This is a genomic window from Sphingopyxis macrogoltabida (assembly GCF_001307295.1).
Classification (GTDB): domain Bacteria; phylum Pseudomonadota; class Alphaproteobacteria; order Sphingomonadales; family Sphingomonadaceae; genus Sphingopyxis; species Sphingopyxis macrogoltabida_B.
Genome location: NZ_CP012700.1, coordinates 1,358,300 through 1,380,883, shown reverse-complemented (window position 1 = coordinate 1,380,883; position 22,584 = coordinate 1,358,300). Strand labels below are relative to the sequence as shown.

20 protein-coding genes, 1 tRNA gene and 1 pseudogene are annotated in these 22,584 nt (G+C 65.0%); 12 read left to right on the top strand and 10 right to left on the bottom strand.

The genetic code is table 11. The annotated features are described in order from the left end of the window. Positions 1 to 21: 21 nt before the first annotated feature. Both AN936_RS06450 and AN936_RS06445 read right to left on the bottom strand, forming a co-directional pair. Entirely contained in the window at positions 22 to 729 is a 708-nt protein-coding gene (locus tag AN936_RS06450) for a helix-turn-helix domain-containing protein (RefSeq protein WP_054587413.1), read from the bottom strand. 143 nt (positions 730 to 872) lie between these two features. Next, on the bottom strand, positions 873 to 3,086 hold the full coding sequence (locus AN936_RS06445) for a TonB-dependent receptor (protein WP_158500056.1): 2,214 nt from the start codon (positions 3,084 to 3,086) through the stop codon (positions 873 to 875). Positions 3,087 to 3,408: 322 nt separating this feature from the next. On the opposite strand from AN936_RS06445, the gene AN936_RS06440 reads away from it, so the two are divergent. After that, entirely contained in the window at positions 3,409 to 4,602 is a 1,194-nt protein-coding gene (locus AN936_RS06440) for a serine hydrolase domain-containing protein (protein WP_054587411.1), read from the top strand. Positions 4,603 to 4,650: 48 nt separating this feature from the next. Beyond that, positions 4,651 to 5,520 (top strand): alpha/beta hydrolase, encoded by an 870-nt coding sequence (locus AN936_RS06435; RefSeq protein WP_054587410.1) that lies wholly within the window; start codon positions 4,651 to 4,653, stop codon positions 5,518 to 5,520. Between the two features lie 22 nt (positions 5,521 to 5,542). On the opposite strand, the gene AN936_RS06430 is transcribed toward AN936_RS06435, so the two are convergent. The 7 genes and pseudogenes from AN936_RS06430 to AN936_RS06395 form a co-directional block, all read right to left on the bottom strand. Continuing rightward, the gene (locus AN936_RS06430; protein WP_054587409.1) at positions 5,543 to 6,073 is read right to left on the bottom strand and encodes a dihydrofolate reductase family protein; all 531 of its coding nucleotides are present in this window, start codon (positions 6,071 to 6,073) and stop codon (positions 5,543 to 5,545) included. Between the two features lie 88 nt (positions 6,074 to 6,161). After that, a tRNA-Arg gene (locus AN936_RS06425) sits at positions 6,162 to 6,238 on the bottom strand. A 44-nt stretch (positions 6,239 to 6,282) separates the two neighbouring features. Then, positions 6,283 to 6,674: pseudogene (locus AN936_RS06420) on the bottom strand (DUF1254 domain-containing protein). A gap of 136 nt (positions 6,675 to 6,810) precedes the next feature. Continuing rightward, positions 6,811 to 7,386 (bottom strand): DUF1214 domain-containing protein, encoded by a 576-nt coding sequence (locus AN936_RS06410; protein WP_054587406.1) that lies wholly within the window; start codon positions 7,384 to 7,386, stop codon positions 6,811 to 6,813. Between the two features lie 15 nt (positions 7,387 to 7,401). Further along, positions 7,402 to 10,065 (bottom strand): pyruvate, phosphate dikinase, encoded by a 2,664-nt coding sequence (gene ppdK, locus AN936_RS06405; RefSeq protein ID WP_054587405.1) that lies wholly within the window; start codon positions 10,063 to 10,065, stop codon positions 7,402 to 7,404. 112 nt (positions 10,066 to 10,177) lie between these two features. Continuing rightward, complete coding sequence (gene glyS / locus AN936_RS06400) at positions 10,178 to 12,511, bottom strand: glycine--tRNA ligase subunit beta (protein ID WP_054587404.1); 2,334 nt, start codon at positions 12,509 to 12,511, stop codon at positions 10,178 to 10,180. Between the two features lie 133 nt (positions 12,512 to 12,644). Next, positions 12,645 to 13,526, bottom strand: a complete 882-nt coding sequence (locus AN936_RS06395) for a glycine--tRNA ligase subunit alpha (RefSeq protein ID WP_054590142.1) — start codon at positions 13,524 to 13,526, stop codon at positions 12,645 to 12,647. A gap of 273 nt (positions 13,527 to 13,799) precedes the next feature. Between AN936_RS06395 and AN936_RS06390 the strand changes: the two genes are divergently transcribed. From AN936_RS06390 to AN936_RS06345, 10 genes are all read left to right on the top strand, one after another. Beyond that, positions 13,800 to 14,111 carry a UrcA family protein gene (locus AN936_RS06390; protein WP_054587403.1) on the top strand — a complete coding sequence of 104 codons (312 nt, stop codon included), beginning with the start codon at positions 13,800 to 13,802 and terminating at the stop codon, positions 14,109 to 14,111. A 184-nt stretch (positions 14,112 to 14,295) separates the two neighbouring features. Beyond that, the gene (locus AN936_RS06385) at positions 14,296 to 14,511 is read left to right on the top strand and encodes a helix-turn-helix transcriptional regulator (RefSeq protein ID WP_054587402.1); all 216 of its coding nucleotides are present in this window, start codon (positions 14,296 to 14,298) and stop codon (positions 14,509 to 14,511) included. Beyond that, a complete protein-coding gene (locus tag AN936_RS06380; protein ID WP_234715760.1) occupies positions 14,501 to 15,124 on the top strand; it encodes a hypothetical protein in 624 nt (207 codons plus the stop codon). The genes AN936_RS06385 and AN936_RS06380 overlap by 11 nt, the downstream gene beginning before the upstream one ends. Before the next feature lie 64 nt (positions 15,125 to 15,188). After that, positions 15,189 to 16,115 (top strand): TraB/GumN family protein, encoded by a 927-nt coding sequence (locus AN936_RS06375; RefSeq protein ID WP_054587401.1) that lies wholly within the window; start codon positions 15,189 to 15,191, stop codon positions 16,113 to 16,115. Continuing rightward, positions 16,112 to 17,011 (top strand): TraB/GumN family protein, encoded by a 900-nt coding sequence (locus AN936_RS06370; RefSeq protein WP_054587400.1) that lies wholly within the window; start codon positions 16,112 to 16,114, stop codon positions 17,009 to 17,011. Before AN936_RS06375 ends, AN936_RS06370 begins: the two co-directional genes overlap by 4 nt. A 111-nt stretch (positions 17,012 to 17,122) precedes the next feature. After that, positions 17,123 to 17,764 carry a 50S ribosomal protein L25/general stress protein Ctc gene (locus tag AN936_RS06365; RefSeq protein WP_054587399.1) on the top strand — a complete coding sequence of 214 codons (642 nt, stop codon included), beginning with the start codon at positions 17,123 to 17,125 and terminating at the stop codon, positions 17,762 to 17,764. A gap of 66 nt (positions 17,765 to 17,830) precedes the next feature. Next, a complete protein-coding gene (gene pth, locus AN936_RS06360; protein WP_054587398.1) occupies positions 17,831 to 18,400 on the top strand; it encodes an aminoacyl-tRNA hydrolase in 570 nt (189 codons plus the stop codon). Then, a complete protein-coding gene (locus AN936_RS06355; protein WP_054587397.1) occupies positions 18,397 to 18,807 on the top strand; it encodes a GNAT family acetyltransferase in 411 nt (136 codons plus the stop codon). The genes pth and AN936_RS06355 overlap by 4 nt, the downstream gene beginning before the upstream one ends. A gap of 55 nt (positions 18,808 to 18,862) precedes the next feature. Next, a complete protein-coding gene (locus AN936_RS06350; protein ID WP_054587396.1) occupies positions 18,863 to 19,852 on the top strand; it encodes an SDR family oxidoreductase in 990 nt (329 codons plus the stop codon). Between the two features lie 144 nt (positions 19,853 to 19,996). Then, entirely contained in the window at positions 19,997 to 21,871 is a 1,875-nt protein-coding gene (locus tag AN936_RS06345) for a PhoX family protein (RefSeq protein ID WP_054587395.1), read from the top strand. Positions 21,872 to 21,916: 45 nt separating this feature from the next. On the opposite strand, the gene AN936_RS06340 is transcribed toward AN936_RS06345, so the two are convergent. Then, positions 21,917 to 22,579: a CAP domain-containing protein gene (locus AN936_RS06340; RefSeq protein ID WP_054587394.1), complete on the bottom strand. Its 663-nt coding sequence runs from the start codon at positions 22,577 to 22,579 to the stop codon at positions 21,917 to 21,919. Between the last annotated feature and the right edge of the window lie 5 nt (positions 22,580 to 22,584).

Sequence of the window (22,584 nt, the reverse complement as noted above, 5' to 3'; positions counted from 1 at the left end):
AACGACGCGCCGGTTCACCGGCTATTTGGCGGCCGCGGCCATATCGTTGCCCTGCGGATCGACAACCCGCATCGACCGGCGGTCCGCCGTACCGGCGGCGAGCGGTTCCATTCGCGGGCAAAGGATAGCGAGCAAGCGGCACGGACTGCTGCCGACCCGAACATGCGCATGCTTCATCTCGGCGTCGAAATAGATGCTCGACCCTGCGGTGAGGCGAACCGGCGCGTAGATTTCCGTGTGGAACTCCATCTCGCCTTCGAGGACATAGTTGAACTCCTCGCCGCTGTGCTGGGTGAAGGGGCCATAGTCGGCGACATCCTCGATCAGCAATTCGGCGACCACCGGCTGGAAACGCTTCTGCAGCATGTCCGAGGCGTGGAACCATTCGAGATAGGTCCCGGCGTCGACCATCGTCCCGTCCTCGGGCCGCGTGATGCTGCGCCGCATGCCATAGGCCGGCGACTGCGACATAAAAATCGCCCTCGGCGCCGCGGTCCCGAGAAATTCGGCGAAATCCGCCTGCAACGCGCGACTGATGCTGTCGAGCCGTTCGAAGCTGGTCGAAATCTTGCCATTCTCGATCTTCGACATGGTCGAAAGCGCGACACCGATCCGCTCGGCGAGTTCGGCCAGCGACAGGCCCGCCGCCTGCCGTCGTTCGCGGATCGCCGCCCCGACCCGCAACCGGCTGCTCGCCAACTCCGCCTTGCGGCCCGTCTTCTCGCGCATAGTCCCTCGAAAATCCTTTCCGTGCGCGCATCGTCCCGCGATGCGGCGACCCGACATGGCCAAGGACGGCCTCTTTGTGCAAGCAGAAAGGGCGGTCTGCCACCTCGCTGACGATACCCAAAGACACGGACGCGCGCCTTCGATCAATATTTGAACATGACGGCGACACCCATTGTCCGCGGGCGCTGGACGATGATCTCGTTGATCCCGTTCGCGCCGCTGCCGCTGAGCTGAGCGCGCTTGTCGGTCAGGTTGCGGACGAACAGGCTGATGTCGACCCGATCGCTTTCGACGCCGGCACGGATGTCGAACAGCGCATAACCGGGCATCAGGTAAAAGGGATTGATGAGGCTCGACCGCAGGGAAGTATAGCGTTTGCCGACGAATTTCGCGGTGCCGCCGACCACCGCCTGCCAGTCGCCACCGATCGGCGTGCGATAATCAAGCGTCAGCGAGCCGCTCCATTTCGCGCTGTTCGGCAACGGATCGCCCACCCCCAGCGAAGCCGCCGCAAGCGGATCGACGCTGGTGATCTTGCCGTCGTTGTAAGCAATCGTTGCCGCCAGCGTCAGCCCATCGACGGGACGGAGCGAAAGCAATCCTTCAACCCCGTAGACGCGCGCATTACCGCCATTGGCATAGGCGTTGAGGCCGCCGCTGCTGACCTGGATGAGAATATCCTTCCAGCGCATGTAGAAGGCCGACAGGTCGATCGTGCCCTTGCCGTCCCAGAATTTGGTTTTCAGACCGCCTTCGAAATTCTCGGTCGAGTCCGACTTGAAGCTCGGCGGCAGGCCGGGGACCGCGAAGTTCGGGCCGCCCGGGCGGAAACCCGTCGCATAGCGGGCATAGACCATTCCGTCGGGCGAGAAATGATAACGCGCGGTGAGCAGGTAGGTCTTGACCGTTTCCGACCCGCGCGTCGTTCCGGTATCGGCGGGAACGGGATCGAGGCCCAGGAAGCCGAGGAAGTTGTTGAACGCGGCCGCGTCGCTGCCGTAAAATGTCTGGTTATAGGCTTGGCTGATCCGGCCGATCCGAAGGCCACCGGTCAGGTCGAAGGCCTCGCCAAACTTGTAGGTCAGGTTACCGAAGCCGGCGATTTCCTTATAGGTGTCGTTGACGCCAAAGCCGATCGCCGGCGCCAGCGTCGGCACCTCCTGGAAGTCCGGATCGAAGCCGACGACGTTGGTCGAGGTCCGCGCCTTTTCATAGGTATAGAAGGCGCCGAGAACATATTGCAGCGGACCGTCATCGGACGAGGCGAGACGCAGTTCCTGCGAGAATTTCTTGACCGGCCCTTTGGCGTCGGCGCCCGCGGCCGTACCGGCGGGAACCGGAACACCTCCGAACGCGGTGAAAACGGGTAGCTGCGCGTTGAAGGTCAGCGCGTTGAGGACGATGTAGGTATCGATCTTCTGATAGCTGCTGACCGATGTCAGGTTGGCGAACCCCAGATCATAATCGACCGTGCCGATGAGAACGTCGGAGTTTTTGCGATATTTGCTATAAAGTTGCTGGTCATAGTGAAGGTCGGTGACCGGCTTCCGGTCGGCACCATAGACGACATAATCCTGTCCGAGCTGGTTCACCTGCTGGTGAAAGCCGACGATGTTGATGCTGAGTTCGGGGGTCGGTTCGAAACGCAGCGACCCGTTGATTCCCCAGTTGCGCTGGCGGTTGAAGTTGTTGATCCCCGCCACGCTGTTGTCGATGAAGCCCGACGGGCGGTCGATATAGCCCGATACCCGCAGGCCCAGCATATCCTGAACGATCGGCGCGCTCGCCGCGGCGCGGAACGAATGGCTGGTGCCGCCATGCTGGGTGCCGCTGAGTTCGCCGCGGGCGATTGCGGTAACCCGGTCGAGATTCGGCCGGGCGAAGGTGTAGGACACAAGCCCGCCCAGGGTGTTCGCGCCGTAAAGCGTGCCCTGCGGGCCCTTCAGCACTTCGACGCGCTCAAGGTCGATCGGATCGAGGTCGGTCGAATTGGCGCCGCCGAGATTGAAGGATGAACTGGGACCGACCGGGGCACCGTCGACGACGATCCCGACGATCGCGCCCAGATTGGTGCCCGTGGTCAAGCCGCGGATGACCGGCGCGCCGCCGCCACCCGTCTGGCTGACCTGCACGCCGGGGGTCAGCGCCAGATAATCCTTGAGACTGGTGTAGCCGCTGTCGAGCAGGTCGCTGCCACGGAAAGCGGTGATCGCGCTCGGCACGTCGAGCTGACGTTCGGGCCGCTTGTTCGCGGTAACGATAATGTCGCCGCTTTGATCGCTCGCGCTGTCGGCGGGAGCCGCTTCCTGCGCCCAGACGCTCGCCGGCATCGCCGCCGCCACAAGCAACATTGCCATCATCCGGTTGTTCATAATCCGTCCCCATCTCGGCGCCGCCGCTCGAAGATTTCCCAATTTCCTAAATGGAAACTCATTTTCTCAAATCTGTCAATCCATCTTTTTCAGAGCGCACTTCAAAACGACGAAGGACAATCTACATCCCAGCCTCGGGCAGCTTCACTCCCTTAAATCATGGGACCTATTGGCTGCCTTCGACAAATTGCTTGACCGAGGCGACTTTCCATACTTTCCTAATATGAAATATCACAAACAGTCGGCGAAGGGTTTTCGAGTCGCAATCGCGGCGGGGGACAGGCCGGAGCAAACCTGGAGAGACAGGATGGCAGCATATCGTTTCGGCACGGCAAGCGTCGCCGAAGCAGGCTTTTCGGCAAGCGTGCTCGCCGAACTCGATGCCTATTTCGATACGATGGTCGCAAACGGCGAATTACCGGGACAGGTGATGCTGCTCGCGCGCGGCGACACGATCGTCCACGCCCATGTCGCCGGGTTCGCCGATTGCCGCGACCGTCGCCCGCTGCACACCGATTCGATCTTCACGCTCTTTTCGATGAGCAAGCCGCTGGCGGCCGTCGCGATGCTGCTTCTTTACGAGGAGGGCAAGTGGCAGTTCGACGACAGCGTCGCCGATTATCTTCCCGAATTTGCCGGCATCGCGGCGCTTCCCGGTAGCAACGCCACGCGCCCGCCGACGATCCGCGAACTGTTTACGCACAGCGCCGGTTTCAGCCTCGGCAAGACCGTCGAGGAGATGCAGGAAAAGCTGGCGAAGCTGAGATGGCACGACGCCCGCTCGCTTACCGAGCAAATCGGCCGCTATGCGTCATTGCCGCTCGGATACGAGCCCGGCACCGCATGGGAATATAGCGTCGCCACCGACCTTCAGGCCGAGATCGTCGAACGGCTGAGCGGCGAGCGGTACGACCTGTTCCTGAAGAAGCGCGTCTTTGACCCGCTCGGCATGGAGGATACCGGCTTCACGCTCGATTACGACCAGACGCGCCGGCTGGTGTGTGGGCATGTCTTCGACCCCGAAACCGGCCGGCTGCGTACCGCCACCTCCGAAGAGCGGATGGAATCGATCTTTCCGATGGGCGGCACGTCGTTCAAATCGACCGCCGGCGACTATGCCCGCTTCGCCCGCATGCTGCTCCAGCGCGGCAGTCTGGGCGAGGTGAAAATCCTGAAACCCGAGAGCATCGAGCTGATGCTGTCGAACCACCTGCCGGAAGACCTGCTCCAAAATCGCTATCCGATCCTTCATTATGTGATCGGTCAGGGCAATGGCCACGGCCTTAACGGCATGGTCTGCGTCGATCCGGCCCGCGCCGGCCGGCCGGTCGGCAAGGGCACCTATGAGTGGGGCGGCGCGTTCGGTACCTGGTTCTGGATCGATCCTGCCAACGACATCCTGTGCATCGGTATGACGCATCGCCAGCGGATCGCGACCGACATGCGCCCGCCCGAAGTGGTCGCGCAGGAATTCGTCTATCGCGCGCTGCGCGAAGCCTGACCGACTTTCGTCCCGAAACCATCAACCCCAGCAAAAAGGCAATCAGCGATGAGCTTCTCCATTCAGGCCCCGATCGACCAATTCGACCTGCCGCACCCCGGCGGCACCGGCACCTTCAAGATCAGCGTGTCGCGAGTCGCCAATCCGCCGGCTGACGGCAAGGTGCCGGTGCTGTTCGTCCTCGACGCCGACATCGGCTTCGCGCTCGCGGCCGAGATTGCCCGGCTTCGCGGGACCGTCGGCACGCTGCCGACCGCGATGATCGTCGGCGTCGGCTATGGTGCCGAATATACCGAATTCGCCAAGCTGCGCACCGCCGACCTGACGCCGCCACTGAGCGAGGCGGGCCGCGCCGCGCTGGGCGGCATGACGGGCATGATCGGCGACAAGGACGGCGGCGCCGAGGCGTTCCTGACCTTCCTCGTCGACACGCTCGCACCCGAAATCGAGCGTCGCTATCCCGAAGCGTCGGCGACCGACCGCATCCTCTACGGCCATTCGCTCGGCGGCCTGTTCGCCGCTTATGCCCTGCTCACCCGCCCCGACGCATTCGCAACCTTCCTTGCCGGCAGTCCGTCGCTGTGGTGGGACGGCTTTGCGGTGCTGGGCCACCTTCCCGACTTCGCCGGGCGGCTGGCCGGGGTCGAGCGCCAGCCGCGCGTTCTGGTCAGCGTCGGCGGGCAGGAGCAGGAAGCACCGGCGAAGGTCCCCGCCGGGCTGGAAATGACGATCGAACAGATGCAGGCGATGGTGGCGGCCTGCCGGATGGTCGATGCGGTCCCCGAATTCGTCGCGGCGCTGCGCAAGGCCGGCCTTGCCGAAGCCGACAGCCATATTTTCGACGGCGAGGACCATGGCAGCGTGATCCCCGCCGCGATGATGCGCGGCCTGCGCTTCGCGGTTCCCGATCCCGCCTGAGCAACGACAAAGCCAGCGTGGGTCAGGCCGGAACGTAAGCCAGCCTGATCACGTCGCCGCCGATCCGCTCCTGCGTCACGAGGCGGAGCGGCGGCCGGGGCCCCGCGAAATAGGGGCGGCCCTGCCCCAGCACGACCGGGTGCAGATAGATCCGGTATTCGTCGATGAGACTGAGTTCGGTAAGGCTCTGTGCGATCCCCGGACCGGCGACTTCGATTTCCCCGTCGCGATCGGCTTTGAGCGCCCGGATCGCCCCCTCCAGATCGTCGCCGATCAGCGTTGCGTTAGGACCGACCTCGGTCAGCGTGCGCGAGGCGACCCATTTGTGCTGCTTGCGCCATGCCGCGGCGAAAGCGTGCTCGTCCGGGCCCCATTCGGGATGCTCATCGTCCCAATAGCGCATGATCTCATACATGGTGCGGCCATAGATGCTGCCTGTCTGCCCGTCGGCTTCCGCGATGAAATGACGGAAGAGCGTCTGATCCGGCGCGAACTCCATATGGTCGACATAACCGTCGAGCGACTGGTTCATTCCGAACACGATCCTGGCCATATCCGCATCCTTTCGACAGGCCGGCCATGTTCGCGAAACCGGCGGCGAGGCGCAATCGGCTTTCGGCATGGTGACGATTTGAAGGGAATGGCGCACCCGGAACGATTCGAACGTCCGACCCTCAGATTCGTAGTCTGATGCTCTATCCAGCTGAGCTACGGGTGCGTGGAGAGGCGCCTTTAAGACCCGATGCGCGGGGGCGCAACCCCCTATTTCTTATTTGTGACCGTGGCGCACGACGACTCGCGCCGCGCCGCGTCGAGCCCGCCGATTTCCTCGGGATCCTTGAGCAGCAGGCGGATCAGCGCGATGCCGCGGTCGTGGTCGGTGCGCACGACCTCCGCCCCCGCGGGCACCGCCTGCCCCGCACGCGCAACGATGATTCGATAGGGCTTGCCTCCCGCCTCGACATCGTTGCGGACGAAGATCACGTCGGTCGCCGCGTCGAAGACGCTGAGCGAACTATACCGTCCCGCCACCGGCGCCACGTCAATCGCCACCGCCCCGCCGACAGGTCATAGGGACAGCTCGAATAGGCAAGGTCGGGGCTGGGTCGCACCACCGGCTGGCGCTCGGGGGTCGCGAGATTGCCATAGGACATCTTGTTGACGCCGCCCTGCCCCAGCCGCTCCATCGCGACGTTCATCAGTCCATAGGGGACATAGAGCACCGCCGCCCATGCGGTCGCGGCGGCGACGATCAGGCCGAACAGGATCGGACCGAGCCAGCCGCGCATCTCAGCAGCCCTCCTTCACGAGCCGCGGCAGCACCGCCTTTTCGGGATCGGCCCGGAACGCCTTGCCGGGGTTGTACATGCGCAAGGTTAGCTGAAAAGGCCGCCCCTTGATCCCCGGCAACCACGCCGCGCTGGCGGGCTTCTCAGGGGAAATCGTAACGCGCCACTCGCCCTTCGCGTCGAGCGCGACATTCGCGCCGTTGACCGACCAGGTGCGCGCCGGATTATCCACCAGATAGCCTTTGTCGTCATAGACGGTAACGCTCCACCAGCGCGCGTCGAGCGGCGTTCCCGACAGGCTGTAGCGGCAATTGCCGTCGAGCGGCGCGCCCGCCGCATCGACCTTTGCCATCCAGTAGACGGTTTCCTTCGCGGGCAGCGCCAGCAGGCCCGAACGCGCGACCATTGCGCGCGTCAACGGGTCCGTCGCCTTGGTTCCGTAACCGAGCGAGGTCGTCCACGGGCCGTTGCGGATTCCGCCGTCGCCGAGCCCGCCGTTGGTCAGCGCCCACGCCGCGCCGAGCCCGACCGCCAATCCGCCCACCAGAGTGATCGCATAGCGGTGCCAGCTCTTCATGCGCGCCCTCTCCGGCTATTTGCCCTTTTTCAGCGCCGCCTGTGCTGCCGCCAGACGCGCGATGGGCACACGATAAGGCGAGGCGCTGACATAGTCGAGGCCGGTCTTTTCGCAGAAATGGATGCTCGGCGCGTCGCCACCATGCTCGCCGCAGATGCCGAGCTTGACGTCCGGCCGCGTCGCGCGGCCGCGGTCGGCAGCAATCTCGATGAGCTGGCCGACGCCCTCGACGTCGAGGCTGACGAACGGGTCGGTCAGGAAGATGCCCTTGTCGACATATTGCGTCAGGAAACGGCCCGCGTCGTCGCGGCTGATGCCGATCGTCGTCTGGGTGAGATCGTTCGTGCCGAAGCTGAAGAACTCCGCCGTCTCGGCGATCTCGCCCGCCATCAGCGCGGCGCGCGGCAGTTCGATCATCGTGCCGACGAGATAGGCGATCTCGCGGCCTTTTTCGGCGAACACCGCCTTGGCCTGCGCGTCGACGACCGCCTTCATCAGGTCGAACTCGCGGCGCGTCGCGACGAGCGGGATCATCACCTCGGGGATCGGCGCGGCGCCGGTTTCGGCGGCGACGTCGCACGCCGCCTCGAAAATCGCGCGTGCCTGCATTTCGTAGATCTCGGGGTAAGTGACGCCGAGACGGCAGCCGCGATGACCAAGCATCGGGTTGAACTCGTGCAGCTCGTTCGCGCGGGCCTTGAGCGCCTCGATCCCGACGCCCGCAGCCTCTGCCACGACGGCGAAATCCTCCTCGCGCGTCGGCAGGAACTCGTGGAGCGGCGGGTCGAGCAGGCGGATGGTAACCGGCAGGCCCGCCATCACGCCGAAGATCGCCGCAAAGTCGCCGCGCTGTTCGGGGAGCAGCTTGGCGAGCGCGGCGCGGCGGCCGTCCTCGCTTTCGGCGAGGATCATCTCGCGCACCGCGGTGATCCGCGCCGCGTCGAAGAACATATGTTCGGTACGGCAGAGGCCGATGCCCTCGGCACCGAAATCGCGTGCGACCTGTGCATCGGCCGGGGTTTCGGCGTTGGTGCGCACCTTCATCCGGCGCACCTTGTCGGCCCATTCCATCAGCGTGCCGAAATCACCGACGAGCTCGGGGAGCAAGGTCGGAACCTCGCCCGCCATCACTTCGCCGGTCGAACCGTCGAGCGTCAGGATATCGCCCTCGCGCAGTTCGCGCCCGCCGACGCGCAGCACGCGGGCATTGCCGTCGATGCTGAGCCCGCCGGCGCCCGAAACGCAGGGTCGGCCCATGCCGCGCGCAACGACCGCCGCGTGGCTGGTCATCCCGCCGCGCGCAGTCAGGATGCCCTTGGCGGCGTGCATGCCGTGAATATCCTCGGGCGACGTCTCGACGCGGACAAGGATCACCGCCTCGCCCATGCCCGCCGCCTTTTCGGCGCTGTCGGCGTCGAACATGATCTTGCCCGACGCGGCGCCGGGGCTCGCGGGAAGCCCCTTGGTCAGCACATCGCGCGGCGCCTTGGGATCGAGCGTCGGGTGGAGCAGCTGGTCGAGCGCGCCCGGATCGACGCGGCCGACGGCCTCTTCCTCGGTGATCAGCCCCTCGGCCGCCATGTCGACCGCGATCTTGAGCGCAGCCTTCGCAGTACGCTTGCCCGAGCGCGTCTGGAGCATCCACAAAGTGCCGCGTTCGACGGTGAACTCGATGTCCTGCATGTCGCGGTAGTGCGTTTCGAGCGTGTCGAAGACGCGGCCGAGCTCCGTGAAGGTCTCGGGCATCGCCTCTTCCATCGACAGCGGCTTGGCGCCCGCCTTTTCGCGTGCGATCTTGGTCAGATATTGCGGCGTGCGGATGCCCGCGACGACGTCCTCGCCCTGCGCATTGATCAGCCATTCGCCGTACCAGGCGCGCTCGCCGGTCGCGGGGTCGCGGGTGAAGGCGACGCCCGTCGCCGACGTGTCGCCCATATTGCCGAACACCATCGCCTGCACATTGACCGCGGTGCCCCATTCGCCGGGAATCGAGTTCAGGCGGCGATAGACCTTCGCGCGGTCGCTTTCCCAGCTCGCAAAGACGGCGCCGACGGCGCCCCAAAGCTGGTCGTTGGGTTCCTGCGGGAAAGGCGCGCCGGTCTCGCGCTCGACGATCGCCTGATATTCCTTGACCAACGCCTGCCAGTCTTCAGCCGACATCTCCGTGTCGAGGTAGAAGCCCTTGTCTTCCTTGGCCACTTCCAGTGCTTCTTCGAATTCGGCATGGTCGAGCCCCATGACGACGTCGGCGTACATCTGGACGAAGCGGCGATAGCTGTCCCACGCGAAACGCGGGTCGCCCGACGCTTCGGACAGGCCGACGACGGTGCGGTCGTTGAGCCCGAGGTTGAGGACGGTATCCATCATGCCGGGCATCGACACGCGGGCGCCCGAACGGACCGAGACGAGCAAAGGATCGGCCGCGTCGCCGAACTTCTTGCCGGTGATGCCCTCGATATGCGCGATACCCGCGGCGACATCCTCGACCAGTCCGGCCGGGAATTGTTCGCCATTGGCATAATAAGCGGTGCAGACGTCGGTGGTGATCGTAAAGCCCGGCGGGACCGGGAGGCCGATCGAGGCCATTTCGGCAAGGTTCGACCCTTTACCGCCGAGCAATTCCTTCGAGCGTTCGGCCGTTGTGGCCGAACCGCCGAACAAATGCACCATCTTCGTCATGTCATGCTCCTGCTGCCCCGGGGAGGAGGTTGCGGCTGGGTAGGTATGCAAAGCCAATTGGTCGATTCAGAATTACTTCGTTCGTTATAAGCTGCGGCACATAACGACCGCGTCAGCCCTCGATCTTCGAGAAATCCGCGACGCCATGCACCGCGCCGGTAAATCGCGCGAGCAGGCCGAGGCGATACGCACGCACCGCCTCGTCGGGATCATTGACCATCACGCCCTCGAAAAAGGCGTCGATCGGCGCGCGCAGGCTGGCGAGCGCGGCCATGGCGTCGGTGAAGCGTTCGTCGGCGACTGCGGCGGTAGCGGCGGGTTCGGCGGTGTCGAGCGCGGCGAGCAACGCGGCGTCATGCTCTGTCATGTTCCCCGGCGAAGGCCGGGGTCCAGTGCTGCCATCCACAGACGTCGGCGCTTCTCCGCTCTGGGCCCCGGCCTTCGCCGGGGAACTGCTTTGCCCCGCCTGCTTCAGGATATTCGCCGCGCGCTTGTAGCCCGCGAGCAGGTTACTGCCGTCCTCGGTCGCCATGAATGCCTGCAACGCTTTCACGCGGGCGAGCAAGCGAACGAGATCATCCTCACCGCCGAGCGCAAACACCGCGTCGATCAGGTCGTGGCGGACACCGGCTTCACGCTGCTGGACCTTGAGGCGGTCGGCGAAGAAGTCGAGGATGCCCGCTTGAAACGCACTGTATTCTGAATGCTTGCTATAGAGCCAAATAGCTCTTTCTTCAGCGCTTTCACTTGCCATTCCGTTGGTGGCGAAGTTGTCAAAATACTCGAAAGCGCCGCCGCCTTCAGCAAGAACTGATCGCGCCCAGTCTGCTTCTACACGGCTGAAGTCATAGATGCTGGCTGAAAGCCACGACTGATCCAACCCATTCGCGACGCCGGTTCGGATCTGATTTCTTTGAAGAAGTGCTAACACGCCAAGAGCTGCACGCCTGAGTGCAAAGGGATCTTTCGATCCCGTCGGCTTTTCGTGGATAGCGAAAAAACTGGCGATCGTATCCAGCTTGTCCGCCAAAGCCACGGCCACCGTGACCGGCGCCGTCGGCACATCATCACCCTGCCCGACCGGCTTGTAATGGTCGCGGATCGCGTCGGCGACTGCATCGGGCAGGCCTTGGGCGCGGGCGTAATAGCCGCCCATCAGGCCCTGCAATTCGGGGAATTCGCCGACCATCTCGGTGACGAGATCGGCCTTCGCGAGGCGCGCTGCGAGTTCGGCTTGGTCGGCCAACTCTTCCTTGTACCCCGGCGAAAGCCGGGGTCCAGTTGCACCGTCGCCATGGGCCCCGGCTTTCGCCGGGGAGCACGACGTGACAATCCCCTCTTCCACCAGCCAACGCGCCAGCTTTGCGACGCGCTCGACCTTGTCGGCGACGGTACCCAGCTTTTCGTGGAAGGTGATGTTCGCCAGCTTTTCGGCATGCTGCGCGAGCGTCTTTTTCTGGTCCTGTTCCCAGAAGAAACGTGCGTCCGACAGGCGCGCCGCGAGCACCTTGCGGTTGCCCGCGACGATTTCGGCGCCGCCGTCGATCGCGTCGATGTTCGCGGTGCAGACAAAGCCGTTGGCGAGCTTGCCGTCGGCGCCGTTCACGACGAAATATTTCTGGTTCACGCGCGCGGTGAGTTGGATGACCTCGGGCGGGACTTCGAGGAAGGCTTCGTCGAAGCGGCCGAGCAAGGGCACCGGCCATTCGGTGAGGCCGGCATTCTCGATCACCAGCCCCTCGTCCTCGACCAGCGTCAGCCCGGCGTCGGCCGCGGCCTTGGCGGCGCCGTCGCGGACGATGTTCTGGCGTTCCTCATGGTCGACGATGACGTGGCAAGCGCGCAGCTTTTCGGCATAGTCCGCTGCAGAACCGATCGTGATCTCGCCCGGGCAATGGAAGCGGTGGCCGCGCGTCGCGAAACCCGCCGAAATCCCGCTAACTTCACATGGCACCAGATCTTCGCCGAAGATCGCGACGATGCCCGACAACGGGCGCACCCAGCGCAGGCTTTCGCTGCTCGCGCTTTGCTTGCCCCAGCGCATCGACTTCGGCCAGGAAAAGCTGCGGACGATCGCCGGGATCGCCTCGGCGAGCACCTCGGCCGTCGCGCGGCCGGGCTTGTCGATCACCGCGAAATAGACGCCGTCGCGGTCTTCGAGCTGGTCCTGCGTCAGGCCGGTCTTGCGCAGGAAGCCTTCGAGTGCCTGCGGCGGCGCGCTGCTGCGCGGGCCCTTGAGTTCCTCGCTGACCGCGGCGGTCGCTTGCGGAAGATCGCGCGCGATCAGCGCCAGACGGCGCGGCGTCGACCAGATGGTGAGCGCGCCCGCTTCGAGCCCCGCAGCGCTCAATTGCGCCCGGAACAGCTTCTCAAGTTCGGCGCGCGCGCCGGCCTGCATGCGCGCCGGAATTTCCTCGCTACGCAGTTCGAGAAGAAAGTCGGTCACAACAAATCCTCCGAACCCCAAACCCCGTTCGCATCGAGCGAAGCCGAGATGCCCCGAAGGACAGCGCCATTCCGATGGGTGTCTCGACTTCGCTCGACACGAACGGAAAGAAAGGTTGTCGCAGAGTGGACCATTACAGCGTCCACCCCGGATAGTTTTGGGTCCAGCGTTCGGACTGGCTGTCGATCCACGCCTTGCAGCTTCCCTTTGCGAGATCGCGGACGCGCGCCATATAATTGGCGCGTTCCTGCACGCTGATCACGCCGCGCGCCTGCAGCAGGTTGAACAGGTGGCTCGCCTCGATCGCCTGATCATAGGCGGCGAGCGGGACGTTTGCCGCGATCGCGCGCTTGCACTCTTCCTCGGCGGCCTTGAACCCGGCGAACAAGGTGTCGGTATCGGCGACCTCGAAATTCCATTTCGAGAACTGGCGCTCGTTCTCGAGGAACACGTCGCCATAGCTGACCGCCGCGACATCGCCGACCGCGTCGGAGAAGCGCAGGTCGTACACATTGTCGACATTCTGGATATACATGGCGAGGCGTTCGAGCCCGTAGGTGAGCTCGCCCGCGACGGGCTTGCAGTCGAAGCCGCCCATCTGCTGGAAGTAAGTGAACTGGGTGACTTCCATGCCGTCGCACCAGACTTCCCAGCCCAAGCCCCACGCGCCGAGCGTCGGCGATTCCCAGTCGTCCTCGACGAAGCGGATGTCGTGGAGCAGCGGGTCGATGCCGATCGCGGCGAGCGACCCCAGATATTGTTCCTGCAGGTCGGCGGGCGAAGGCTTCAGGATCACCTGATACTGGTAATAATGCTGCAGACGGTTGGGGTTTTCGCCATAGCGGCCGTCGGTCGGGCGGCGGCTCGGCTGGACATAAGCGACGTTCCACGGCTCGGGGCCGAGGCTGCGCAAGGTCGTCGCGGGGTGAAATGTCCCCGCCCCGACGCGCATGTCATATGGCTGCAATATCGCGCAGCCACGCGCGGCCCAATAGGCGTGCAGCGTCAGGATCATGTCCTGGAAGCTCAGGGATTTCTTTTCCGCCTGGTCGGCCACGAATCCGCTCTTTCGCAGGTGCAACAATTGCCGCCGCCCTTGGCGCAGCGGGGCCGCAGGGTCAAGGCGCGTGACGTTGCCGTTCACCTCGAAAATGCCGCCCGATGTCACGGATACACGGCTTTTTGTCAGGTGTTGTTGACATAGTCAGCGAGTCACGACATATAGTCATGTAAACCTGACACAAAGACAGGTGAACACGACCAACGTTACAGAAAAGGAAATGACCTCATGATTACCCGCGCCGCGATCCTCGCACTTTCGCTCGCCTTGGGCGCTCCCGCAATCGCCGCTCCTGTCAGCTACAGCGCGAGCGAATATGTCCATATCGGCGATCTGGACCTCGCTCTGGCAAGCGACCGGCAAACGCTCGCAGCGCGGATCGCTAGCGCCGCGCGCCGCCTCTGCCGCAGCGATCTGCGCGGCACGGCCGAACTGGCGCTACGCACCGAATGCATCGCGGCCGCGACTAACGGCGCCAGAGCGCAGGCCGAACGGGCGGTTGCCGAGGCCGACCGCGGCATCCGGCTCGCCGCGCGCTGATCGCCGGCGTGGCAGGTTTCGCCCTTTCGCTCCGGCCGGTACTCCCCGGTAACGGCCGGCGACCTGAGCTGGAGCGCCGCTTGCAATGGCGGCGCTCCAGTCTCTTGGCGAAACTTTCCGTTGCACTCCGCCCGATTTTGCCCATGCCGGAACAAACCCGACGCGAAGGCTGGCGAGGCGCCGAATGAACAACAAACTGAAAGTGCTGCGCGCGATGCGGAACTGGAGCCAGGCCGAACTCGCCGACCGGCTCGACGTCTCGCGGCAGGCAGTAAACGCAATCGAAACAGGGAAATACGACCCGTCGTTACCACTTGCTTTCAAGCTGGCACGACTGTTCGCGATGCCGATCGAGGAGATTTTCGACGATGGTTTCGAAGGAAGCAGCCATGACATCTGATCCCGCCGGAAAGCGCAAACGCCCCCGCCTGATCTGGCCGGTCGTCATCGTGTTCGTCACGATATTCCTGATGGGCCTCGCCGCCGGATATCTCGACGCGATGCGCGAGGCCGGCGAGAACGCGCCGCCGGCCGCCGTCGGCGCCGGGCTGGCCTTGCTCGCCGGGATGGCCGCGATGGCCCTTTACCTGCGGCGGGTCGGCAAATTCTGGGAAGGCTGGTCGAAGCGCAAGCGGCTCTACTGGACCTGCCTCGCCATCGCCGCGACGATCGGCGTGTTGTCGGGCATCCTCGATCGCAGCGGGACGAGCAATCCCGGCGATCCGCTGTTCGGTAACGGCGCCTTGTCGCCGGCCGTCGCCATCGGGCTGGCGCTCTTGTGGGCGGGCGGCCTGGCGGTCCTGATCCCGCTCTACGAACGCTCGATCGACGATCATGAGCGGCAAGCCTATTGGCGCGCGGGGCTCGCCGGCTATTACGCCTTCATCATTCCGGCGCCCGCATGGTGGGTGCTGCACCGTGCCGGGCTGGTGCCGCCGGTCGATGCGATGCTGCTGTTCCTCGCGGCGCTGCTGGTCAATGCCGCGGTCTATTTCTGGCTCAAGTTCCGCTGAATATTACACCTTCCCTGCCCGCACGGCCCCGGCCATAACGGCCGAAAATGAAAGGCAATTCCCCATGAAGAAATGGCTGAAGACGCTCGCGATCTCCTGCGCCGTCATCCCCTTCGCGCAATGCGCGCTGGCGCCCGGACACAATGTGGCGCGCGCGGCCGAATCCTCGGCGGCGGTGACCGACGTCGATCCCGCGCTGTGGGTCGTGAAGGACGAAGACACGACCATCTATCTCTTCGGCACCGTCCATGTGCTGAAGCCGGGCCTCGGCTGGTTCGACGATGCAGTGAAGCGCGCCTTCGACAAGTCGGACCAGTTGATGCTCGAAATCGTGCTGCCCGAAGATCCGGGGGAGATGGCACAAAAGATGATTCCGCTCGCCCTCGACCAGAGCGGCAAGACGATTTCGTCGCGCCTCAGCGCCGACGAACTCAAAGCCTATCAGGCGGCGATGACCGGCCTCGGCATTCCGGTGGCGCAGTTCGACAGGTTCGAGCCGTGGTTCGCTGCGATGACGCTGTCGATCGCGCCGCTCGCCCAGCTGGGCTACGATCCCGAACAGGGTGCCGAAAAACAGCTCACCGCCGCTGCGAAGGCTGCAGCCAAGCCGGTGTCGGCGCTCGAGACGGTCGATCAGCAGCTCGGCTTTTTCGACGGCCTGCCCGAAAAGCAGCAGCTCGCTTTCCTCAATTCGGTGGTCAAGGACATCGACAAGCTCGGCCCGACGCTCGACAAGACGGTGGTGCTGTGGGGCAAGGGCGACACCGAAGCGCTGGCAGTGGCGATGAACGAAAGCATGGCCGCGACCCCCGAACTCGCCAAGGTGTTGCTGTTCGACCGTAATCAGCGCTGGGCCGACCAGATCAAGGCGCGAATGGACCAACCCGGCACCGTCTTCGTCGCCGTCGGCGCGGGCCATCTCGCAGGCGAGCATAGCGTGCAGGATTTTCTGAAGGAACGCGGACTGACCGCCGAGCGGATCGAATATTGAGGCCCGACACGCTTACTTTCCGGCCTTGGGGGCGCCGCCTCGCGGCGGCCCTCTTGCCGTGGCTGCTCGCCGGTTGCGGTACCGCTGTACCCGAAACGCCCGCCCGGCCCGCGATGTGGCTGGTCGAGGATGACGATACGCGCATCTATATGCTCGGCACGATGCACGCCCTGCCCGCCGGGACCAAGTGGGACGCCGGCAAGGTCGCCGACGTCGCCGATGCGGCCGACGAGCTGGTGCTCGAACTGTCGCCGCAGGAACTGGCGGCGGCCGGGGAAGTGTTCTGGACGCTGGCGCCGCGATCAGCGCCGCTGCCGATGGACAAGCGGCTGTCGCCGGAAGCGCTGGCGCAGTATCGCGCACTCGAAGCAACGGGCGGCGATTTCGGCGGCGATACGCTCGACGACTGGGCGGTCATGGTCCTGATGGGCCAGCGCGTGACGCAGAATGCCGAATTCGATCCATCGCGCGGAGTAGAATCGCGCCTCACCGCGCAATTCGCAGCGGCGGGCAAGCCGATCGGCGGCCTCGAAACGGCGCACGGGCAATTGAACCTGTTCGAAACGCTCGACCCGCAAACGCAGCGGACGCTGCTCACGCGCGCCGTCAAGGGAACGGACAAGGCCGTCGAGGACGTCCGCGCGCTGACCGCGTCATGGGCGCGCGGCGATCTCGTCGCGCTCGAAAAAGTAATCAACGAGGATGTCGATGCGGTCCCGGCGGCGCGCCAGGCGATCCTGACCGACCGCAACCGGCGCTGGAGCGCGTGGGTGAGAAAGCGGCTGGACCGCCCCGGTACCGTATTGCTGGCGGTCGGCGCCGGCCATCTGGTCGGCACCGACGGCGTTCCCGCGATGCTCGGCGCCGAGGGGCTGGAAGTGAAACGCGTGCAATAGGACCGCGTGCCGCTTGCATTTCCGCCCCTTCCCCGCTAAGCGCCCCGGCTTCCGTCATGGTCATCCCTGGAGGCGTGGCGGAACTGTGTAACTGTTTCTCGGAGAAATATCATGAGCGATCAGCTGACGCTGACGGCCGAGACGCGCGAACGCGGAGGCAAGGGAGCCTCGCGTGACCTGCGTCGTAATGGCCGCGTCCCCGCCGTTGTCTATGGCGGCAAGGAAGAACCCCTGATGATCCACGTCGAAGAAAAGCTGCTGATGAAGCAGCTGATGACGGGTCACTTCATGAACTCGGTCGTGATGATCGACGTGGGCGGCAAGACCATCCGTACCCTGCCCAAGGACGTCGCTTTCCACCCGGTCAAGGATCGCCCGATCCACGCCGACTTCCTGCGCATCGCGAAGGACGCCACGGTCCAGGTTGCGGTGCCCGTCTCGTTCCAGAACGAAGAAGCCTCGCCGGGCCTGAAGCGCGGCGGCGTGCTGAACATCGTTCGCCACGAGCTGGAACTCGTCTGCGACGCGGACAAGATCCCCGACGAGATCGCGATCGACGTGACCGGTTTCGATGTCGGCGACTCGATCCACATCAGCAACGTCACCCTGCCCAAGGGCGTGGCAAGCGCGATCACCGACCGCGACTTCACCATCGCCACCATCGTCGCTCCGTCGGCGCTCAAGTCGAGCGACGGCGACACGACGAAGGATGACGGCGAAGCCGAAGCGGCCGAAGGCGGCGAAGAAGCCTAAGCTTTTCAGGATCGCCCCTCCCCGCGCGGGAGGGGCGTTTCCACCAGACCCGGGAAAGGCACCACCATGCAGCTCTGGGTCGGCCTCGGCAATCCCGGGCCCCAATATGCGATGCACCGTCACAATGTCGGCTTCATGGCCGCCGATGTCATCGCCGATTTCTACGACTTCCCGGCGCCCGCGAAGAAATTCCAGGGTTGGGTCCAGGAAGGTCGTATCGGCTCGCAGCGCATCCTGCTGCTCAAACCGGCTACCTTCATGAACGAAAGCGGCCGCAGCGTGCGCGCCGCGCTCGATTTCTACAAATTGACGCCGCAGGACGTCACGGTCTTTTACGACGAACTCGACCTCGCGCCGATGAAGGTCAAGGTGAAGCGAGGCGGCGGAGCCGCGGGTCATAACGGCATCCGCTCGATGATCCAGCATATCGGCGACGATTTCCGCCGCGTCCGCATCGGCATCGGTCATCCCGGCCACAAGGACCGCGTCACCGGCCATGTGCTTGGCAATTATCACAAGAGCGAGACGGAACCGCTGATCGACCTGCTCGGCGCGATTGCGGCCGAAGCGAAATGGCTTGCCGACGGCGATGACGTGCGCTTTGCCAGCGACCTCGCGCTGCGGCTGCAGGGATGATCGGCGTCCGCGCCGCAACGCCGGGCGATTGCGACGCGGTGGTGGCGGTCTGGGAAGCTTGCGGGCTCACCCGCCCTTGGAATGACCCTGTCGCCGATTTCCGGCGTGCGCTAGGTCATGACGCGGCGACGGTGATCGTCGCCGAAGAGGACCGCCGGATCGTCGGCACGGCGATGACCGGTTTCGACGGGCATCGCGGCTGGATCTATTATCTCGGCGTCGCGCCCGACCGGCAGGGCCGCGGTATGGCGCGGCAATTGCTGGACACGGCGTGCGACTGGCTGCGCCAGCGCGGTTGCCCGAAGGTCGAGCTAATGCTGCGCGAAGGCAACCCGGCGGCGGGCCTGTACGAGCATCTCGGCTGGGAACGGCAGCAGGTGCACGTCTTCGCGCGCTGGCTGGCCTGAGGCGATTTGGAGCGCTCGCGAAAGTAAGGCATGATGGGCCCGAAAGGAACCCGTCATGACCGAGCCTTCCCGCCCCAGCCGCCGCGAGCTGATCGCCGCCGCCGCCGCCCTCACCGCCGCGCCCGCCCTGCTCCATGCCGCTGTCCCCGATGCGCCGTCGCTGAAAGGACGCACCATATTGATTACCGGCGCATCGAGCGGTTTCGGCCGCGTCGGCGCGCTGCTCTATGCGCGGGCGGGTGCCAGGGTGATTGCGACGATGCGCGGCGTCCCGCGTCCGGAGGCCGAGACGCTGGCGGCCGAGGCCGCCAAGGACGGTCTGGACCTGCACATCGTCGAGATCGACGTGACCGACGACGCATCGGTCGCCGCGGGCACCGCGAAGGCGCTCGCCCTCGCCGGCGGGCGCATCGACACGCTGATCAACAATGCCGGGATCGGCATCACCGGCCCCGTCGAGGTGCAGGATATGGAGGCGACGAAGCTGATCTTCGACACCAACGTCCTCGGTATCCAGCGCATGCTTCGCGCGCTCCTGCCGCAGATGCGGGCGGCGAAAAGCGGACAGATCTTCAACATCTCGTCGCAGCTCGGCCGCGTCATCGTGCCCGGCGGCGGCCATTATTCGGCAACCAAGTTCGCGGTCGAGGCTTTGTCCGAACAGCTTGCCTATGAACTCGTCCCGCACGGGATCGAAGTGACGATCATCCAGCCCGGCGGCTATCCGACGCGCGTGTGGCAGAACCGCAATGTCTATACCGGCGCGTTGAAACAGCGCAGCGATGCCGCGCTGCTCGCCGCCTATGAGCCTTTCACCAAGGGCATGGGCGAGGAGGACGGCAGCGGGCGCAGCGCCGATCCCGCCGATGTACCGCGCGCGATCGCCGAGATCATGGCGATGCCGGCGGGCACGCGCCCGCTCCGCCGTGCGGTGCACCCCGGCGCCAAGCCGCAGGAAGCGATCAACAAGATCTCGTCGGACGTGCAACTCGCCTGGCTCGGCGAATCGCCGCTGGGACCGCTGATCAAGGCGGTGCACGACTGAGCGGAGCGGCTCCTGTCACAGGAGCGTCACCGAAGTCGCATCGTCCCGACATGCCGGAGCAATGCTGCTGACACCTGCCTCTGCAATCGGGGGGCTCCACCGGGACCAGTCAGGCCCGGGGCCCACCAAAAACAGGGGATCTGCATGTCACATCTTACCGACGAGGCGCGCGCGCCTTATCGCCGCGAAACCGCCGATCTCGGCGGCAGCGGCAGCCTCGAGGCGATCGTTGCCGAAAATCCGTCGCGCCGTTCGATCCTCCGCCAGGGCCTGTTCGGCCTGTCGGTGATTCCCGCCGCTGTGCTGGCGGGCTGCGACAGTGATGGCAGCGAACCGCCGGTCACCGTCCCGCCGACGCCCACCCCGACGCCGACGCCGACCCCCACCCCGCCGCCGAGCTATACGGTCAGCTTCGCGTCGGTCGCGGCGAACCAGAACGACACCGTCACCGTGCCCGAGGGTTACAGCGTCGACGTCCTCCTGAAAGCCGGCGATTCGATCGAGAGCGGCACCGCTTATGCGGGCAGCTACCCGACCCCGGCGGTTGCCGAGAAATGGGCCGGCGGCAACCACGACGGAATGGAATATTTCGCGCTTTCGGGCGTCGATCCCAACGTCGGCGGCCTGCTGGCGATGAATTACGAATATCCCGACTTCAACATCCTGATGGCGGACGCGTATGACGCCGCCATCGCGACGCCCGAGCAAAAAGCGCTCGCGCTGTCGGCGGTCGGGATCGGCGTCGTCGAGGTCGCCAAGGGCAGCGACGGCAAATGGGCCGTCAAGGCGGGTTCGACCTACAACAAGCGTTACACCGGCAACAGCAGCTATCGCGCCGGCGGCCCCGCCGCGGGCCTGCTGTCGGGCACGATCAAGGGCATGCTCAACAATTGTTCGAGCGGCCGCACGCCGTGGAACACCTATCTGACCTGCGAAGAAACGATGAACAATTATTTCGATCCGACGCAGCCGGCGACCAACTATGGCTGGGTGGTCGAGATCGATCCGCTGCGCGAACTGGCGCAGCCGACGAAGCGCACCGCGATGGGCCGCTTCAACCACGAGAATGTCGCCTTCATGGCGAACAGCGACCGCCGCGTCGCTTTCTATATGGGCGACGATACGACGCCGGGCTGCATCTATAAGTTCATCCCCGAACGCGCGTACAGCGACGCAAACCGGGCGGCGAACACCGATCTGCTCGACTATGGCACGCTCTATGTCGCGCGCTTCAACGCCGACGGATCGGGCGAATGGCGCGCGCTCGTTGTCGGTGAGAACGGCCTGGTCGCCGGCGCGCCGGACCCCGGCAACGTCAGCCAGAGCACGACGCCGCCGACGCCGGTAACGGTCGATTTCAACAATCAGGCCGACGTGCTGATCAACTGCCAGGCGGCGGCGCGCGTCGCCGGGGGCACCGTAATGGACCGCCCCGAATGGCTGACCGTCGCTCCCGACAACAAGGCGGTGTTCGTGACGCTGACCAACAACAGCGGCCGCAAGGTCACCGACGCCGCCAATCCGCGCGTGACCAACCTCCACGGTCATATCGTCAAGTTCCGCGAGGAAGGCGATTCACCGGTGGCGACGAAGTTCAGCTGGGAAATCTTCCTGCTGGCGGGCGATCCGGCGCTGGCGTCGGGGGGCAGCAACCTGGTCGGCAATATCGACGGCGACACCTTCTCCAGCCCCGACGGGCTGCGGATCGACCCGCAGGGCCGCCTGTGGGTGCAGACCGACCATAGCGTCCCGGGCAATTCGGGCGTCGCGGGCACGACGATCGATCAGGCGTTCGGCCACAATGCGATGTTCTATGTCGACCAGACGACGAAGAAGTCAAAGCGCTTCCTCGTCGGGCCCGTCGGCTGCGAGATCACCGGCCTCGCCTATACCCCCGATCTCACGACCTTCTTCGTGAACATCCAGCATCCGACGGGCGACTGGCCGATCGCAGGCGAAGAGCCGCGTTCGTCGACCGTCGTGGTGCGGCGCACCGACAGCCAGCCGGTCGGCAACTGACCGGACCGGGGCCGGCTTCGTATCAAGGCCGGCCCCGTCCTTCGCTTATTCGGCTTTCGCCGCAGGCCTTCCCGGCGGCGGGGCCGATCCGTCGGGAGTCTGCGACATCAGGGTCACGCACATCGTCCGGTGCACCGGATGCCGGCCGCACGCGATGCCGACATAACGATGCGTCGGCCGGAGCAGGCTGTGACGGTGGCCGCGATCGGGTACCCCGTCGTCGATCAGCAATTGCTGGATCACGCCTTCGGGACTGTGATGGCCATAGGTGATCACCTCGTTGACATAGGGCCCGCCGCCGATTGCCTTCATCCGCTCGCCCGGACCGCGCCCCTTTGTATAATGGCCGACCGCGCCCGACCGCGACTGATCGGCGACATGGCTGGCAGCGGCGCGCGCGAGCAGGTCGCTTTGCGCGAGGCGCGACAAGGGCTTCTGGTGGCGAAGGTCGCGGATCGCCTCGTCGACCGCCGCCACGCCTTCGTTGGTCATGATGTCGATCTCGCCGCCCTCTTCGGCGAGCAATATCTTGCCGTCGAAGCGCGGGCGATAGCTGCGCAGGATGTCGGCATAGCCCGCGGGATCCTCGCGAAAATAATTGAGTTCGGCGAGCACGTCGACCTCGAAGCGGCTGGGTGCGGCCGCAGCGCCGGCCGCGCCGAGCGCCAGCGGCAGCGCTGCGGCGATCCATCGGGACGATCTGATCATGCTAT